Genomic DNA, 17,740 nt, shown 5'->3' with positions numbered 1-17,740 from the left:
AAAAAATGAAGGAATGTTCCTTTTTTAATTTAACGATAAGGAAGGAGCTCAATAACTTTCGTTGCTGTGTTTTTTACGAATGTGGCATCATGCTCCACAAATAACAAAGTTGGTTTAAATTGAGCAATCATTTTTTCGATCTGTTGATGGTTAAAAACATCTAAATAGTTCAGCGGTTCATCCCAAATATAAAATTCTGCTTCGAGTCCGAGCGACTTTGAAAATTCGACTTTCTTTTGTTGACCCATGCTCATCTTTTCAATTGGTACTTGAAAAACATCACGGTTAAATCCGAAAATACGTAAATTGTTTAAAAATAATGTGTAGTCGATTTGCTGCTCAAAGGCAAAGTTTTTTAACATCCCTTGATTATCCTCATAATTTTGGCGAATAACACTTGTGCTCAACCCTTGTGGCATAATCATTTCGCCGTCTACAGTACCAGGAAATGTACCCTGTAAATATTGAACAAGTGATGTTTTACCACTGCCATTCGGTCCGACAATAGCAACTTGCTCCCCTTGGAAAATTTCAAATGAAATAGGTTGGAACAGGGGTTGATCATTGTAGCTCAACGTAAGGTTTTTCACGCGAAGTACAGGATTCCGATGCTTCAATTGGCAGTTAATCGTCAAATCGCTTATTGTTTCAATATTTTTCAGCAGCTTCGTTTTATCCTCAATTTTTTCCTGTGTGCGTTTTTCAATTGCTTTTGCTCGTTTATTCATACGCTTTGCAATTGCATTTCCGAATGGATCATTTCCTGAAGGCTTTTCACGTTGCGCGGCCCAGTTAGACTTTTCGCGAGCCGTTTTTTGCAGGCGGTTGATTTCAGCGTTTAATGAGCGATTTTGCTCGAGTTCAAACTCGTCCTGTAGCTTCTTCTGCTGTTCATAAACTGAAAAGTTTCCTTTGTATACGCTAATTTGACTTTTTTCAATCGCCAAAATATGTGTGACAACTTCATCGATAAATTGACGGTCATGACTGACGACGATAAAGCCTTTTTTCTTTTTTAAATAGTTTGCAACGATGGACCGGCCTTTCAGATCGAGGTGATTCGTAGGTTCGTCAAGCAGAAGAAAACGGTTTTCTTCACCGAAGACAGCAGCAAGCATTACTTTTGTTTGTTCGCCGCCCGACAATTGTTCAAAAGGCATCCATAACAACGATGAGTCAAGCGACAAAAGCTGGCATTCCCGTTCGAGCTTCCATAACTCAACGGGCATGGCCTCTTTAATCGCATAATACGTAGTAACCTTTGGATCACGAATGGCAAAGGGAAAATAATGAAATTCTTCATCACTTATTACTGTTCCGCTATATGGTAATTTATTTTGCAGTAAATGAAGTAAAGTTGTTTTTCCGCGACCATTACGTCCTATTAGACCAAGCTTCCAAGTATTATCGATCGTTATGTTTATATTTTTAAATAATGGTTCTTCGAGTAAATCATAGCTAAATGATACGTTTTTCAATTCTATTGGCATATAGCATACCTCCAAATTTTGATTTGAAAGTATACGCATTCACAAAGAATATTTATATATAAAAAATCCTTCTGAAAGTGTCAGAAGGATTAGTAATCATACGTAAATAAGCCTTTAAGTTCGCTAAAGGAGTATAAATGGGCAGACTAATCCTATTTTATGTGAAAATGCGTATACATTTTTACGTGTAAAATAGAATTACTTATCCATCAGCCATTCATCTTCCTTTCCAGTAAATTATTAGTAGTATGCCATAGATTGTTCGGAAATTCAACCCACTAATTCTAGAGGATACAACTCCTATAGAAAATCCTGTTGTTCTCTGGAGAAAATTATAAAATCAGAATGGCCTAAAATAGTAAACATAAAATAAAAATGTTTACAAATATAGTAACGTATATTATAAATGTTATAGAGGTGATATTTTTTGGAAATTCAAAATATTTCAATGGAAGTACTTATAAAAGGATATGAAATGAAACAGGAAAGGTATCAATGTTTGTTTTGTAAACAGTCCTATCATTTAGATGAAGTCTTCCCATATGACAATCGTTTTCTGACAGCGAATGGCATGATTAAAAAACACATTGAGCTGGTACATATTTCACCATTTCACGCATTGCTTGCTTTAGATAAAAAAGTAAGCGGGTTATCAGATGTTCAAATTGAAATGTTGCAGCATTTTTTCGAAGGCAAAACCGATCAGGAAATTGTAAATGATAGCAATGTATCGAGTGTATCAACAGTTCGCCAGCACCGCTTTAAATTTCGCGAAAAGGAAAAACAGGCGAAAATTTTTGTTGCTCTCATGCAGCTAATGAAAAACCCTGAACATTATCAAATACATAAAGGGGCGAGACAAGTGGACGAACGTTATAGTATTGAACAGAAGGAACGAGAAAAAGTATTGACTACCTATTTTAAAAACGGGTTGGATGCGGGGGTTGAAACAATTCCTAGTAAGGAAAAGAAAAAGCTCATTATCCTCCAGCATATTTTAAAGCGTTTTGATGCAGGAAAGCGCTACCATGAAAAAGAAGTAAATGAAATTTTAAAGACTGTCCACGATGATTTTGTATCACTGCGCCGTCATCTGATTGAGTATGGCTTTATGGAGCGGAGTGACGATGGTTCAGAGTACTGGGTGAAATGATAGGGGGTCTTTCAATGAAGGTAGAGCTGACACGATATCGTGTAAAAGCCGGGAAAACTTCTAAAGTAAAAGAATGGATGGATTTTTTAAATGATCATATAGAAGATGTACTTGTAACACTTGAGGGAGAGAAAATGTTTGTGGAAACGATTTTCCACGAACATTTGAATGGTGAAGAATATTTATACTGGTATTCGGTACAAGGAAGCGGTGGGGTGGATGTAGATGATTCTACCCATTGGATTGATAAAAATCATTTGGAATACTGGGAGGAATGCATCGATGAAAATTTTGGTTCTATTGATTTGAAAACAGAAGTCGTAATGATTCCTGAAAATGTACGAGCTAGTATGAACTGATAAAAGTATAATTTGTAATATTAGGAAAGTAAATTTGCTGAATATAAATTTTACTCTGTAGGATTTCAATAAAATACATTCATTTTCGTCCTTTAAACCATAAAACCAACTAAATTTATACGATTATCTTAATCTTAAACAAAATACTTGTATTATAGTAGTAAAATATTATATTATATCCCTATTGATAAACTTGGTTTTAATAATAGGAGGAATTATTTTGTTGCAAATGGCAATTACGGGTATCCTTTGTGGTACTCTTTTAGGCTTTGTGATGCAACGTGGACGTTTCTGTTTAACAGGCGGTTTCCGTGATATGTACATCGCAAAAGATAATCGTATGTTTTATGCTTTACTAGTAGCCATTGCAGTTCAAGCGGTAGGTGTATTCCTACTAATTGAGGCAGGGGCGTTTGAATATACAGCAGGTCAGTTCCCATTATGGGCAACGATTGCAGGCGCATTTATTTTCGGTATCGGGATTATTTTTGCAGGCGGTTGTGCTACAGGTACTTGGTATCGTGCAGGGGAAGGCTTAATCGGAAGCTGGATAGCATTAGCATTTTACATGTTGATGGCAGCTATTATGAAGTCAGGTCCATTAGCACAATTTACAGTTGATGCACGTACACCGGTAGTAGGTACTGATTCAATTGCCGATACATTTGGCATTAATGTCTGGTTTTTAGTCATTCCATTTGTTGCATTGGTGGCGTTCATTGTTTACCGTGAATTACGCAAACCACGTGTGAAAATTCCAGGCTTGAAACCTAAGAAAACAGGCTTGGCACATATTTTATTCGAAAAACGCTGGAATCCTTATGTGACAGCAACTTTAATCGGTTTGATCGCAACATTGGCTTGGCCTTTAAGTGCGGCATCAGGACGTATTTTCGGTTTAGGGATTACAACACCTTCAGCAAATATTCTACAGTTTTTAGTAACTGGGGACTTAGACATCATTAATTGGGGAGTATTCCTTGTAATGGGTATTTTATTCGGTTCTTACTTCGCTGCTAAAATGAGCGGTGAATTCCGATTACGTACACCAGATACAAAAACAGTTGTCCGAAGCTCTGCCGGCGGTATTTTAATGGGGTTCGGCGCAAGTCTTGCAGGCGGCTGTTCAATCGGGAACGGTCTTGTAATGACATCAATGATGACTTGGTCAGGTTGGGTTGCTTTACTATTCATGATTTTGGGTACTTGGACAGCATCGTACTTCGTATTTGTGCGTCCATCAAAAAAACGTGCAACAGCGCGTGCTTAAGGAGAGAATTTAAATGAAAAAAACATTAGAAGTATTAGGAATGGTTTGTCCGTTTCCATTGATCGAAGCAAAAGAAGCAATTAAAGAGTTAAACACAGGTGATGAGCTGGAAGTACAATTCGATTGTACTCAAGGCACGGAATCAATTCCGCGCTGGGCAGCAGAAGACGGCCATGAAGTAACAAACTACGAGCAATTAGGCGAAGCTTCTTGGACAATTACAATTAAGAAAAAATAATTTATGAGTTACAGGCAGCATCTCGATTTATGAGGTGCTGTTTTTTTATTGGGGTGACAGGATAGATAGGGATTACATATTACCCGACACTATAAGTTGTGAGATTTTATTTATTATGAAGCTATTAAGGCAAATTAAATTTAAAATAAATTTAGGCTATGGCAGAGCTTTTATTAGAACATTTAGGGGAGTTATTAGAAAAAAACGGAGCGATGTTAGAAGTTTGAACAACGATATTAGAATATAGCGTGCCAAAATTTATTTGAAGATTTCCGATTATATTAGAAGAACTCCCATCATCACAGCCCTTCATCTTTTAATAAATGACAAAAGGGACTATTGTATAGCCCCTTACAATGAATTAGCAGACAATGACAACTGATAATTTGTCAGCGCAGGTTTCAATAAATCAAGAAACGCTTTAAAAGCTGGTGATTGCTGGCGCTCCTTCTGATAGATCAGCAATGTTTCTCTTTCCAGTATAGGGTGCTGAATGATATGAGCCTGCAGTTTGTCCGACGCATGTAAATCAAACAATGTTTTGGCTACAATCGTTCCGCCAAGGCATTGCTCGACAAACTGAAAAATAGCCGGAATGCTGGAAGTTTCAAACTTTGGCTCAACCGTTAATTTGTCCGATTTAGCTGCAGCATTTAATATCCGCCGGCAAAGATGCGCATTTGGAAACAAAACAAGTGGTTCTTTTAAAATATGGCACAATTGCACGGGTTCTTCAAGTCGTGTAGCAGAGTCTTTGCTTTCTACATAGCAGAACTTTTCAGTGTATAAAGGAATCTCCACAAACTGTTCATCGTAGTTTTCAATTAGTGGTGAAAAAGTAAATCCGAAATCGATGGTATTGTTTTTTATTAATGAATGAATATCTTCACCGGAAGTAACCGTTACTTGTATATGCGGATATTTATGCATGAACTTTAAAACTAAATCTGACACAATATTAGTCAATTCACCAGGCAACGCGCCTACACGAAGAATCCCTTTTTCAAGTGAAGCCAATTGTTGCATTTGCATTTTAGTTGTATGCAATGTTTGAAATATCGTTTGTGCTTGGCGATAAAGAATCTGACCAGCTTCCGTAAGGGTGATTTTCTTACCAATCCGGTTAAACAACGGGGTATTCACTTCATTTTCGAGCACTTTAATTTGCTGGCTTAAAGTTGGCTGTGCAATATTAAGCCGTTCAGCAGCTCGAGTAAATTGCATCTCCTCACATAACATTAAAAAGTATTCTAACTGCCGTAATTCCATAGAAAACGCCTCACTTTTATAGTTATAAACTATTATATGTACTGTTTATATAATTAATATCTATTGTAAGGTAGAACCATATAAATAGAAAGGGGTTTAATATCCCTATTCGACTGGCAGCTGCTTGAATAGAAATTCCCTTTTATTCATAACGTGAATATTGAGGTGAATTTTTTGAAGTGGATTTCAACTATTTCCAAAAAAAGATTGAGATTAATCTTTTCTGCTTTTATTCTTTTCGGAGTAATTGTTTTTATAAGACTGTTTTATGTGCAAATTATTCAGCATGATAAACTAACGGAACTTGCCAAGACGAATTGGGATCGGGAAATTCCGTTTACTTCAGAGCGCGGGAAAATTACGGATCGAAACGGTAAACTTATTGTTACGAATGAATTAGCGCCAACGCTTTATTTCATGCCAACACAGAATGAGAATATTGAAGAAGCTGCAAACCAGATTGCAGAGGTGCTTAAGTTGGACGCCAAAAAATTATACGAAAAAATGAATTCTAAAAGCTATCTAGTCAAACTTGCACCGGAAGCGAAAAATATTTCATACGAACAAGCCGTTAAAATACAAGAATTGAAAATTGACGGGCTATATAGTGGTGTAGATTATGACAGGAGTTATCCGTACGGGAATTTGTTATCACGACTAGTCGGATTTACAGGGTATGATTCGCAGGGACTTGCAGGAATTGAATATCAATATGATAAACTTTTGACTTCTAAAGATGCAGCAATTAAGTTGTTTACTGATGCAAAGGGGAAGGCATTACCCCATGTGAATGATGAATGGCGAGAAGGGAAGCAAGGGGCAACGCTAGGCTTAACAATTGATGTGGAAGTTCAGAAAGTAATTGAACGAGAACTGTCTCAAGCTATGACAAAATATAACGCAGAACAGGCACTGGCCATTGCGATGAATCCTAAAACAGGTGAGATTTTAGCTCTTTCTTCATATCCTACATACGATCCTTCTAAGTTTGAAGAAGTAGAATCATCTATTTATAACCGGAACTTGCCGGTCTGGATGACATATGAGCCGGGATCAACCTTTAAAATTATTACACTGAGTGCTGCTGTTGAAGAAAATGTAGTGGATCTCGAAAAAGATACTTTTTTTGATAAAGGTTATACGATGGTGGAAGGTGTAAGACTTCGCTGTTGGAAACGTGATGGTCATGGAGAGGAAACGTTTTTACAAGTAGTGGAAAATTCTTGTAACCCGGGATTTATCGAACTTGGTCAACGAGTAGGTGCTGACAAGTTAATGAAGTACATTAAGGATTTTGGGTTTGGTAAAACAACTGGTTCTAATATTGCCGGAGAAGCGTCAGGTATATTATTTTCCGAAGAGGCATTTGGACCGGTTGAACATGCCACCACTTCTTTTGGGCAAGGTATATCTGTGACACCTATTCAACAAGTGCAGGCAGTTTCTGCAGCTGTAAATGGCGGTAAACTCTTTACGCCATATGTTGTTTCAAAAGTATACAACCCGGAAAGTGGAGAAGTGGTTATAGAAAATAAGCCGACCTTAAAACGCAATGTGGTCAGTGAGGAAACTTCCAAAATAGTAAGAGACGCGCTGGAGTCAGTAGTAGCAAATGGGTCGGGGCGGGCTGCTTACCGGGATGGACTTCGCATAGGCGGGAAAACGGGTACTGCTCAAAAAGTAGAAAATGGACGCTATAAAGATGGGGACTATATCGTATCATTTATAGGTTTTGCACCGGCAAATGATCCTGAAGTTGTCGTATATGTAGCGGTTGACAGTCCTAAAGGCGAATTAGTATTCGGCAGTACAATTGTAGCGCCGATTGTTGGACAGATTATTGAAGATATTGCACTTATTTTAGGGATCGAAAAAGATCGAGAAGGCCAATTGGAAAAGCAATATCGCTGGGGTGATGAATTGACGGAGCGCGTACCTGATTTAGTAGGTGTATCTGTTAATGAAATTATGGAGTTGGAATATCCTTATCAAATTAAAGTACATGGAGAAGGCGAGACAGTAAAAGCGCAGTTACCTGAGCCGGAAAGTGTATTAGAACTAGATGGCACTATTCATCTTTATTTAGAAAAATAATATTAAACTTTTTGAAGAACAACCATTTGCTCAATGAGCAAATGGTTGTTTTTGTGTACACATTTTTAATGTACTATCATCTCGTGTGCAATCTCATGGCCATCCATATTTGAAGGGTAATAGGTTGGCCAATTCGTTATTTCTTTTAATAAAGCTTCACGATCATCCCCCCAGTAGATGTGGTAATGCCCTGATTTTTGAGGTGCGATTATATGGTCACTGAACTGAACATAAGCCGGGACGCCTGTTTCTTCGCCGACATGTTTGAAAATAAACCGGACCCCACGATTACCTTTTTCATAGGTTAATATTTCATAACCATCATATGTGTATTCTCCTTTATGCGCGTGACCGTGATCATGAAATGTAATAAAACGATCTTCAATGACAATACGGTCCGTAGTAGTATTATAGCCAGTTTCATAATAAGATTTAATATCCTCAAATGTTTGGCTGTCATCATGGGAAGCCTTATGTTCAAAAACTTCATCCAAAGTACCATCCTGCAAATAAGGGTAGACCGATTGCCAGTCGCCGCTCCAATCGCTTAATGGCCGGTCCTGTACTTCTTCGTCTTCAAAATAACCGTTATAAATTTTTTCCTGTTTTTCATTAATTTCATGTTGATGATCATGCTCATGAGCCTTTTCTTCTGTTACAACATCCGCAGTTGCATTGACCTCTTCTTTAGAATTTTCAGCACAACCAACCAGCATGATGCTAAACGCTAAAATACTTAAACAATTTAATTTCCTTTTCATACCTTACCTCCTAAATAGTAACTGTTACGATTTATAATATTATATAGTTGTGCCTTGCTTGTCAATGCAAATCGTAATTATTACTATTTGAGAAGTTAATTCCACCTAAAATACTTCCCATGACCATCAGTATTTTCTAGTATTTTGACGGTTCTAGTTATACCAGCATCAATGAAATCCACATGTAAATCCTTATCATACATATTGTTGTAGATGTGATAAATGCTATGAATATGGCTTAGTTGCTGAAGCAGTGCCAACAATTCTGACTTTAATGTAGCGGAAAACTGATTTGCTACATGTGTGTGGAAAATAATAATTTGGCTATTTTTAAGTTCATGGTTTTCAAATAGTGGGGGAATAAGGTTTCTAAAATCTCCGGTTAGTAAAAGCTTTGAATATTGCCGGTGAATCACCAATGCTCTCGCTAAATTTTCTTTCCGTGTAATTTGTTCGGGCCAATTTAAACTTTTCAGCCATAAATATTCATCAGAATCTTGTAGATCAATAATATTTAAATCAATTCCAAATCGGTGTACAATGTTCAGGCTTTTCACAGAAGTTATAGGCGTGCCGTAGTTTTTCGCAAAAAGAGTGAGAGGGCTATTTTCATTGCCAAATGAAATCGGCGGTTCTTGTTCAATTTCATATCGGTACCCATCCAAATTAAGCAAAAGTCCTGCACTTGTACCGATTTCCAATAATGATAATGGTAGTTTCGCCTCTTCGGCAATTTCCGAGAAAATCGGGTAAAGATAGCTGGCACGTTGGACTTCATTTGTTTGAACAGATTTTGTCTGAAACAACTGCAACAGTTCATCCGAGTGTTGTGTACAGAAACCGATGAGTAATTGAAAGCTTTCTTCCAGATTTACTTCATAAGGATTTTCGAATATTCGTTTTAGAGGGGTTTCTTTTTGGGCTGATAAATACTGGACAGACCCAAAAAATAAATTCGGCTTTGGCTGTGTCTCCGGAATATGCATAATGAGATGCAATAGTTGCTCATTTGTTATAATCCTTTCACACCAATATTCGTAAAGTGGGCTATTGTTTTTCGCTTCCTGTTTGGCAAAACGTCTAAAAACTGCGACTAGTTGTTCCATTTAAAACACCTCATTTCATGTATTGCTTACAGTGTATAATAGACTTACAATTAATAGAATTAATGAGTTTTAATGTATTTGATTAATAATATTAATAAGAAGGTGATAAATATGGATATAAAATGGCTGAAATCATTTATAGCGGTTGTTGAAGAAGGGAGCTTTCGAGCGGCGGCAGAAAAACTGTATATTTCCCAGCCCAGTATTACTGTACATATGAAGTTATTGGAGGAACATTTACAGGTTCAATTGTTTCACCGGGAACATACAAAGGTAAAGGTATCTGCAATTGGTGAAAAATATTATCCTATGGCCAAAAAACTTGTGGCTGAAATAGAAGCAAGTACGAAAGAAATTCTCCTGGAATCTCTACATCCGACTGTTCCATTAATAATTTCGGTTTCACCCGCTTTGCTTCATACGAATCTATTAGAGCGAATACATAATTTTATTGAAGTACATCAACAATACAACGTGGAAATTAAAATGGAAGATCACATGCAGTTAGAGAGTGCAATAAAAGAACAGCGAATAGATGTAGCACTAGGTTTACATAAATTCATTTCTAAAGAATTTCATTCGGAGCGAATTGACCGTTCCCCGTTGAGAATAGTATATGCTTCAAAATTTCAGCTTGCGGAAAAGGAGCTTGATTTACAGCTTAAGGCGCTTTTTAATGAGCAACCGCTTTATATAGGTTATTTAGATGAACATACCCCGTTAGTTGAATGGTTAAATAATGAGTACGATATAAAGAAATTCAACAAAATATATGATGTTATTTTTGCTATAAAATTGATTAAGGAAGGGTTAGGTATCGGGCTATTGCCTGAAATTTTGATTGCAGAGGAAGTTGAAGAGGATTTATTAAGGGTTGTGGATATAGGTCCGATCGGGACTATTTATCCAGTTGATATTTATATGAGCCACTTAAGAAATTCTACTAAAATTATTCCTCTGACGAGTTTCATCCGAAAAAGCTCAATAGATTATTGAGGAAAAGGGGGGAGCATAGTTAAGTTTTTTATTAGTGAATTTAAATTTAATAAAAAAAGGTGAAGCAATAATTATTGCTTCACCCATTTATTTAAAATGAGGTCAATGCTGTACGAGGGTCATTATGATCCGTAATGTAAGCTATATTTTCGTACCCATTCTGAACCGCTTTTCTATAAATACGTTCAGTTACATGTTGATCTTTTACATAAATTGTTATATAGGAACTATCAACAATTAAAAGGGCGATTTCACACTGGCTATTAAGGAAATCTTCATATGTAGCAATACCCTGTATATGTGTGTTTTCCTTAAATGCTTTTAAGTCTGCAAATAAAACATAATAGTCTTTTGCAGAGATTCGGTTGTAAAGGTCTTGACCGTTATATGTATAAGGCTGCGGGAACATTGCTTCGCCTATCTGTTTATTATCAATATAATATGCCTCTCCGTCACCTGATTTCCAAAAGTAATTTTTGATGTTGATGTCTTCTAAAATGTCATATAAATAACGGCCGTACCGGTTCGGTATTTCAAAGGATACCCCTCTCATTGCTTCATCATCTCCTCCAGTAATTTAATTGTAAAATAAGGACCGCAGCTCTCCTCGTGAGTAACGACATACGTCCAAGTAAAATTTTTATCTACTATATAAATATCTTCTTCCTCTAATAAATCTTCTGCTTTTAATGAATTAGCGTCCTCAACATCGAAAACTTCAGGGAAATGTTCATAAAAAATATAGCACTCTGTTTTCTTAAGTGAATTAAAAGTTTCTTCGGCTTTAATCTGGCTCAGATGGGGAATCATTTTGTAACTGAACAGATGCCACAAGTAACCACTAAAATAATGGTCTCCAATAAGAAAAATTCTTTCTTTTTCTTCCTGAAGTAAATGATGGGCAAATGCGTTTTCCCATCGCTTTTTAAAATATATCCCCCAGTGAAGATTCTCGGTAAATTTCATGTTTTTTCTACTCAATCTTTTAGATAAATCGTCCATTAGCTGCTCCAATCTTTTTATTTTCTCATTATACTGATATTATGTTGGGTAATAATAAGATTTTTTATATCTTTAGACAACAATCATAAAAATGCTTTCAAATGCGCATAATAATCTGGTTATTCCGAAATAGCAATTTCATAAGATAAAAGTTGATCTTTAATGGAAAAATAATGAAATAATAATTTTAATAAAATACTAGCCGATTTTCTTGACTGGGCATGGTACTATAGAAATATGGCGAATTTAAGGCAAAAAGATATAAAGGGGTAAGTTATATGACGATGTTTGACGAGAAAATTCAGGGATTGTTACAGCAATCGGCATTACAATACATAATTTATAAAGAAAATGAAGATACAGAACGAATTGAAAAGCTTCATTTATTTGCACGCAAACTTTTACAAAAGGAATTTGTTATCGGGTTTGCCGGTCACTTTTCTGCAGGTAAATCGAGTATGATCAATGCACTGTCGGGGGAAAACATTTTAGCGACAAGTCCAATTCCGACAAGTGCGAACATTGTTAAAGTGCATAAATCGGATGAAGATTATGCGATTCTATATTTGCACAATGAAAAGCCGGTAAAATTTGAAGCGGGCTATGATATTAAACAAGTAAAAGAATTGAGCAAAAACGGCGAATTGGTATCACAAATCGAAATTGGACATAGTACATCAAGCTTGCCTGAAGGGGTTACTGTGATGGATACTCCGGGTGTTGACTCAACGGACGATGCGCATGCGATGAGTACGGAATCTGCGTTGCATATTGCCGATATGGTATTTTACACAATGGATTACAACCATGTGCAATCAGAGTTGAATTTCCAATTTACAAAGCAATTGATGAAATACAATCCGAACGTGTATTTGATCGTCAATCAAATAGACAAGCACCGTGAAGCTGAACTGTCATTTGAAGATTTCAAGCAGTCAGTTCATAACTCATTTGCTGCTTGGGGTGTTTACCCGAAAAATATTTTCTTCACATCACTGCGTGAAAAAGAGCTTCCGAACAACGATTTTGAACAAGTGAAGAAAATCGTAATGGATTCAATGAATGACTGGCAGGAACAATTAATTTCAACTGCAGAAAATACATTGACGAAGCTACAGCATGAGCATGAAGCGTATTTGGAAGAGGAGAAGCAGGATCGCTTCACTACGTACGCTGAACTCGTTTCTGAAGATGACTGGCAGCATCGCGATGATATTTTAGAGCAATATGAAAAACTGACGCGTCAAACAGAACTATTCTCGTTTGATGTATTTGATAAGCAGTTCGATGAAAAACGTAAAGACTTGCTTGCAAATGCTGCGATTATGCCGGCGGATGTTCGTGATAAACTACGTGCCTATTTAGAAAGTCAGCAAGAGGACTTTAAAGTTGGCGGACTGTTTACTGCGAAAAAGAAAACAGCAGAAGAGAAAGCGCGACGTCAGGAAGAAGCATATGCAAGCTTTAACCATGTTGTCCAATCGCAAATTACCGGTCATATAAAAGCATTGATGAAGCAAGCGTTAAAAGATGTCGGTGCATTGAATGACGAACGTGCCGCAAGCATTGACAAGAAGGAATTTAATTTCCCGTTCTCGATTATTGAAGATCAAGTGCAAAAGAGCGCGATAATAACGGGAGATGCGGTATTAAACTTTGCAAATCGTGTTTCAGATGCGACAAAACGTTACTTTATTCAAACAACGGATGCATGGAAGCTAGAGCAAAAAGATACATTGGAACAGGTTGCGCGTGAAGCAGCAGCACCTGTTAAGCTTAAAATTAGTGCAATGTCCGAAAAAGTGCATGCGCTTCAGCATATACTGCAAATTGAGAAATTCCAGGCTTTCAGCAATACATTAATGAAACAAGTTTCCAATGAAGTTCGCGCGGAATCCAAAATTCATTTGGAAAACTGGAAGCGTGAGCATGAGCAGGCATTGAAAGATATTCGTCCATTTGATGAATCGATGCTGCAGTTAAAGGGTCAAGAAACAGAAATTGCTGCTGAACAAACGCAGGAAAAAGTGGGTTCAGGTTTGAATGTTGATAAAGTAACTGAAAAAGCATTGAAGACGGCGCATATTATTAAAGATGTTCAAGGCTTCAAAGAAGTTTCCAGCTTCTTGACGAAAAAAGTGGAACGTCTGCAAAAACGCGACTTTACGATTGCCTTATTCGGAGCATTCAGTGCGGGTAAGTCAAGCTTTTCAAATGCATTGATGGGTGAGCGCGTATTACCTGTATCACCAAACCCGACGACAGCAGCGATCAATAAAATCCGTCCTGTCTCACCGGAACATCCGCATGAAACAGCCGATGTTCATCTGAAAAATGAAGCGCAGCTACTTGAAGATATTCAAGGTTCGTATGCAGCGATTGGCCTTCAAGTATCTTCACTAAAAGAAGCGTATGATCGTGCAGATGAAGGGCTGGCTGTTCCATTAACAGATGAGCGCCTGAATGTTCATAAATCATTTATCCGTGCGTATTCGGAAGGTTATGAAACATTCATCACAAAATTGGGAACGACATTACGTGTTAACCGCCATGATTTTGAAAAGTACGTAGCACAGGAAAACCGTTCTTGTTTCGTGGACAATATCGATTTCTACTTCGATTCACCACTAACGCGTATGGGTGTAACATTAGTAGATACGCCGGGTGCCGATTCGATCAACGCACGTCATACTGGTGTAGCGTTCGATTATATTCGAAATGCCGATGCCATTCTTTTCATTACGTACTACAACCATGCATTTGCAAAAGCGGACCGTGAGTTCTTAATCCAGCTAGGACGAGTAAAAGATGCGTTTGAACTGGATAAAATGTTCTTTATCGTAAATGCGATTGACTTGGCTTCTACAATGGAAGAAGAGGAAGAGGTAAAAGGCTATGTTCGTTCAGAGCTACAACGCTTCGGTATCCGTTTCCCAAGACTGTACGGAGTATCGAGTTTACTGGCCTTAAAAGAAAAGCAGGATCAGCTAGAGCATCAGTCAGGTATGGCACCATTTGAAGATGCATTCCATCACTTCCTGAATGATGAACTGATGGGAATTGCGGTACAGGCACTTCAAGAAGAAGTGGATAAAACAGAAGCACGTCTGAATGATTTAATTACACAAACTGAAGAAAACCTGAAACGTAAAGATGAGCGTCTTGAAGAATTGGCTCATTTGGAAAAGCTAGTGCGCTCCAAGTTCCAGTCAACTCAGACAGCCATGCTTGAAAGTGAAACAAAGCAAGAACTGGATGAACTGTTATACTATGTACTGCAACGTGTGTACTACCGCTATCCGGACTTCTACCGTGAAAGCTATAATCCGTCCACTTTCGCGCAAATGCCTGCACAGCAAGCATTGCAAACAGCATTAAAAGAAGTGTTGCAGGCGTTAAGCTTTGACTTCGCTCAGGAATTACGTGTAACGAACTTCCGTTTAGCGCAATTTGTTGAGAAGAAAATGAAGGAACTGTTTAAAGATGAGTCACGTGAATTAAAAGAACTGAACCCAAGCTTTGCATTTTTAAGCTATGAATCAAAAGAGCCGGAAATTTTGGATTTTACAGGTCCATTTACAGATTCGGCGCCATATGAAGGGGTAAAATCCCACTTTAAAAATGTGAAAGCATTCTTTGAAAAGAACGAGAAAGAGCAATTGCGTGATGCATTGGAGCAATTAACAAAACCAAATGCACAAAATTATCTGGATGCTGAAAAAGCCAAAATTATGGAATGGGCGGGAAGCTACATCGCCATTGTGGCAGAAGGATTGCGCCAGCATATGCTTGAACAGGCAGTCGAGCAGATTGAAACAGAACGTTTATTACTTCAAGAAGAAAGTCGCTTAGCTGTTTGGAAAGATATTTACGCGCAACTACAAGCGTAAGGAGGATCTTTTTAATGACGAATATTTTTGTGACCGCAAATCGAATGGAAAGAACAGGTCGTTTAATCGATACAAGATTTGATATGAACAATTTAGAGTCAGGCAGAAAGATGTATGAAGAGGGCCATATTGAAGGAGCTGTATACTGGGATTTAAATACCGACCTATCGGATTTAACGAAAGAAGAAGGCAGACATCCGCTTCCGGAAAAGAAGCAACTTCAGGCTTTGTTTCAAAAGCATGGTTTAAATTACAATGATGCCATCTATATTTATGATCAAGGTGCTGCAGCTTTCGCAACTCGTGCATGGTGGATATTGCATTATGCTGGCTTCAAGCATGCCTATGTTGTAAATGGCGGTTTTGAGGCACTGAAGGAAGCTGGATTCCCAGTTTCGACAGAAGTACCTGTATTTAAGGAAAGCAAGCTTGATTTGCAGTGGAATGATGATATTTTAATAAAACGTCAGGATATTATGCATATTATTGAAGGTAAGCGAAAAGCGACAATAATTGATGCCCGCGCACCGGAACGTTACCGTGGTGAATTAGAGCCGTTTGATAAAGTGGCAGGACATATTCCGACAGCGAAAAACTATGATTGGGAACAGTTGCGTAATGGCTCAGAACTGGTTATTACGTCTTCTCTTCTCGAGCAAGTTCCAAAAGAAGAGGAAGTAGTTGTCTATTGCGGATCAGGTGTTACTGCTACACCGGTCTATACAGTATTAAAGGAAGCAGGCTATCAAAATATAAAAATCTATATGGCAGGCTATAGTGATTGGGTAAATCATCACTCTGTCGAAAAATAGATTGGAACTGCTGAATAGGTCGTTATGTAAGTTAATTTTACATAGCGGCTTTTTGGCGTCCGGAAAATTTAACGAAAGTATGGCCTTGATTTCCAATATTTACAATAAAGTGGTATTGTAGAAAAATAACGGTCAAAGGAGTGAGAAATGTGTTATTGAAGAAAAAAATTGAGCTGAGTGAAAAGAACGGAGTAAAAATGATAAATGGATCTGTTCAATTTCAGGCAGTTTATTTAAATGTTCATTGCTTTGAAGTGGACGGTATATTAATTGATACGGGTTCTGCCTCACTTCTTAAGCAGTTTATACCTTTTTTTGAACAGATGGACGTTGATCAGATTATGTTGACCCATTATCATGAAGATCACTCCGGAGGCGCGCATTATTTGCAGAAAACATACAACTTGCCGATATTTATGCATTCGTTCAACATTGAAGAATGTGCTAAGAAGGCAGGCTATCCTTTATATCGCAAACTTTTCTGGGGGGCAAGGCGGCCGTTTCTTGCACAGCCGGTCGGAGATGCTTTTTCATCAAGAACAGCAGATTGGAAAGTGATTGAAACTCCCGGACACACAGAAGACCATGTAGCCTATTTAAATGAATCGACAGGTCAACTCTTTACAGGTGATCTGTATGTGACGCCGAAAACAAAAGTCGTCTTGCGAGAAGAGAGCATCCCTCAAATTATCCGATCACTGGAGAAAGTATTAACGTATGATTTTCTTGAAATATATTGTAACCATGCGGGATATATCGAAAATGGTAGAGACGCTTTAATGCGAAAACTTAATTATTTAAAAGAGCTAAGTTATAAAATAGAAATGATGAACGAAGAGGGTTTGACAGCTGCCGAAATCACAGCGCAGCTTTTCAATAAAAAGTATCCGATTACAAAACTGTCTTTAGGTGAATGGGATGCGGCACATATCGTATCTTCTGTCTTAAACAAGTAAATAATATATGTTTACCGTCTAGTAAGTAGGAACTTACTAGGCTTTTTTTATATTTGAAATTGAAGCGGAAATAATAACTATTACGAAACTTAAAATTTACATTAGCTTTACAATTAACATTACTTAATAATGGGTATGAAAGAATACAAGTTAACTTTTGTAGAAAATGCTGAAAAAAAGGCTGAATAAAAGCATTAAATCAACAAATAGTGATTGACTTCAGAATATTTCATCAAAAAAGGGCTAAAATTAACAAGATGTGTTTATAAAACTATGTTTCACAATTGTAAAGCTTTTGTAAATAACATAAATTAATGTTGAAGATATTGAAAACTCGGTGTTAT

At 37.4% G+C, this 17,740-nt stretch carries 15 protein-coding genes; 9 read left to right on the top strand and 6 right to left on the bottom strand.

The window, feature by feature from the left end; translation table 11 throughout:
• Positions 1–29 precede the first annotated feature (29 nt).
• Entirely contained in the window at positions 30–1,529 is a 1,500-nt protein-coding gene (gene abc-f / locus ACQKN3_RS07610; protein ID WP_427710594.1) for a ribosomal protection-like ABC-F family protein, read from the bottom strand.
• A gap of 388 nt (positions 1,530–1,917) precedes the next feature.
• On the opposite strand from abc-f, the gene ACQKN3_RS07605 reads away from it, so the two are divergent.
• From ACQKN3_RS07605 to ACQKN3_RS07590, 4 genes are all read left to right on the top strand, one after another.
• Positions 1,918–2,643 carry a DUF2087 domain-containing protein gene (locus ACQKN3_RS07605; RefSeq protein ID WP_427710592.1) on the top strand — a complete coding sequence of 242 codons (726 nt, stop codon included), beginning with the start codon at positions 1,918–1,920 and terminating at the stop codon, positions 2,641–2,643.
• A gap of 14 nt (positions 2,644–2,657) precedes the next feature.
• Entirely contained in the window at positions 2,658–3,002 is a 345-nt protein-coding gene (locus ACQKN3_RS07600; RefSeq protein ID WP_427710590.1) for a DUF6176 family protein, read from the top strand.
• A gap of 220 nt (positions 3,003–3,222) precedes the next feature.
• On the top strand, positions 3,223–4,272 hold the full coding sequence (locus tag ACQKN3_RS07595) for a YeeE/YedE thiosulfate transporter family protein (protein WP_427710588.1): 1,050 nt from the start codon (positions 3,223–3,225) through the stop codon (positions 4,270–4,272).
• 13 nt (positions 4,273–4,285) lie between these two features.
• A complete protein-coding gene (locus ACQKN3_RS07590) occupies positions 4,286–4,510 on the top strand; it encodes a sulfurtransferase TusA family protein (RefSeq protein WP_008404823.1) in 225 nt (74 codons plus the stop codon).
• Positions 4,511–4,861: 351 nt separating this feature from the next.
• Here ACQKN3_RS07590 and ACQKN3_RS07585 read toward each other — a convergent pair whose 3' ends face one another.
• The gene (locus ACQKN3_RS07585; RefSeq protein WP_427710585.1) at positions 4,862–5,779 is read right to left on the bottom strand and encodes a LysR family transcriptional regulator; all 918 of its coding nucleotides are present in this window, start codon (positions 5,777–5,779) and stop codon (positions 4,862–4,864) included.
• A gap of 174 nt (positions 5,780–5,953) precedes the next feature.
• Between ACQKN3_RS07585 and ACQKN3_RS07580 the strand changes: the two genes are divergently transcribed.
• Entirely contained in the window at positions 5,954–7,873 is a 1,920-nt protein-coding gene (locus ACQKN3_RS07580) for a penicillin-binding transpeptidase domain-containing protein (protein ID WP_427710584.1), read from the top strand.
• A gap of 65 nt (positions 7,874–7,938) precedes the next feature.
• Here ACQKN3_RS07580 and ACQKN3_RS07575 read toward each other — a convergent pair whose 3' ends face one another.
• Both ACQKN3_RS07575 and ACQKN3_RS07570 read right to left on the bottom strand, forming a co-directional pair.
• Positions 7,939–8,589: a ZinT family metal-binding protein gene (locus tag ACQKN3_RS07575; RefSeq protein WP_427711637.1), complete on the bottom strand. Its 651-nt coding sequence runs from the start codon at positions 8,587–8,589 to the stop codon at positions 7,939–7,941.
• Positions 8,590–8,729: 140 nt separating this feature from the next.
• On the bottom strand, positions 8,730–9,740 hold the full coding sequence (locus tag ACQKN3_RS07570) for a DUF2332 domain-containing protein (RefSeq protein WP_427710582.1): 1,011 nt from the start codon (positions 9,738–9,740) through the stop codon (positions 8,730–8,732).
• 78 nt (positions 9,741–9,818) lie between these two features.
• Here ACQKN3_RS07570 and ACQKN3_RS07565 point away from each other — a divergent pair, with 78 nt between their 5' ends.
• Positions 9,819–10,736 carry a LysR family transcriptional regulator gene (locus tag ACQKN3_RS07565; RefSeq protein WP_427710580.1) on the top strand — a complete coding sequence of 306 codons (918 nt, stop codon included), beginning with the start codon at positions 9,819–9,821 and terminating at the stop codon, positions 10,734–10,736.
• 91 nt (positions 10,737–10,827) lie between these two features.
• On the opposite strand, the gene ACQKN3_RS07560 is transcribed toward ACQKN3_RS07565, so the two are convergent.
• The gene (locus tag ACQKN3_RS07560; RefSeq protein ID WP_427710578.1) at positions 10,828–11,289 is read right to left on the bottom strand and encodes a DUF2691 family protein; all 462 of its coding nucleotides are present in this window, start codon (positions 11,287–11,289) and stop codon (positions 10,828–10,830) included.
• Complete coding sequence (locus ACQKN3_RS07555; protein WP_427710576.1) at positions 11,286–11,738, bottom strand: DUF4275 family protein; 453 nt, start codon at positions 11,736–11,738, stop codon at positions 11,286–11,288. The genes ACQKN3_RS07560 and ACQKN3_RS07555 overlap by 4 nt, the downstream gene beginning before the upstream one ends.
• Before the next feature lie 278 nt (positions 11,739–12,016).
• Here ACQKN3_RS07555 and ACQKN3_RS07550 point away from each other — a divergent pair, with 278 nt between their 5' ends.
• From ACQKN3_RS07550 to ACQKN3_RS07540, 3 genes are all read left to right on the top strand, one after another.
• The gene (locus ACQKN3_RS07550) at positions 12,017–15,628 is read left to right on the top strand and encodes a dynamin family protein (RefSeq protein WP_427710574.1); all 3,612 of its coding nucleotides are present in this window, start codon (positions 12,017–12,019) and stop codon (positions 15,626–15,628) included.
• A 14-nt stretch (positions 15,629–15,642) separates the two neighbouring features.
• Positions 15,643–16,440 carry a sulfurtransferase gene (locus tag ACQKN3_RS07545; RefSeq protein WP_427710572.1) on the top strand — a complete coding sequence of 266 codons (798 nt, stop codon included), beginning with the start codon at positions 15,643–15,645 and terminating at the stop codon, positions 16,438–16,440.
• Positions 16,441–16,589: 149 nt separating this feature from the next.
• Complete coding sequence (locus ACQKN3_RS07540; RefSeq protein WP_427710570.1) at positions 16,590–17,396, top strand: MBL fold metallo-hydrolase; 807 nt, start codon at positions 16,590–16,592, stop codon at positions 17,394–17,396.
• The last annotated feature ends 344 nt before the right edge of the window (positions 17,397–17,740 follow it).

The sequence above is a fragment of the Solibacillus sp. NPDC093137 genome (genome assembly GCF_050280445.1).
GTDB lineage: Bacteria > Bacillota > Bacilli > Bacillales_A > Planococcaceae > Solibacillus > Solibacillus isronensis_B.
Note: the sequence above shows the minus strand (reverse complement) of the source record. Positions and strands in the feature narration are given on the sequence as shown.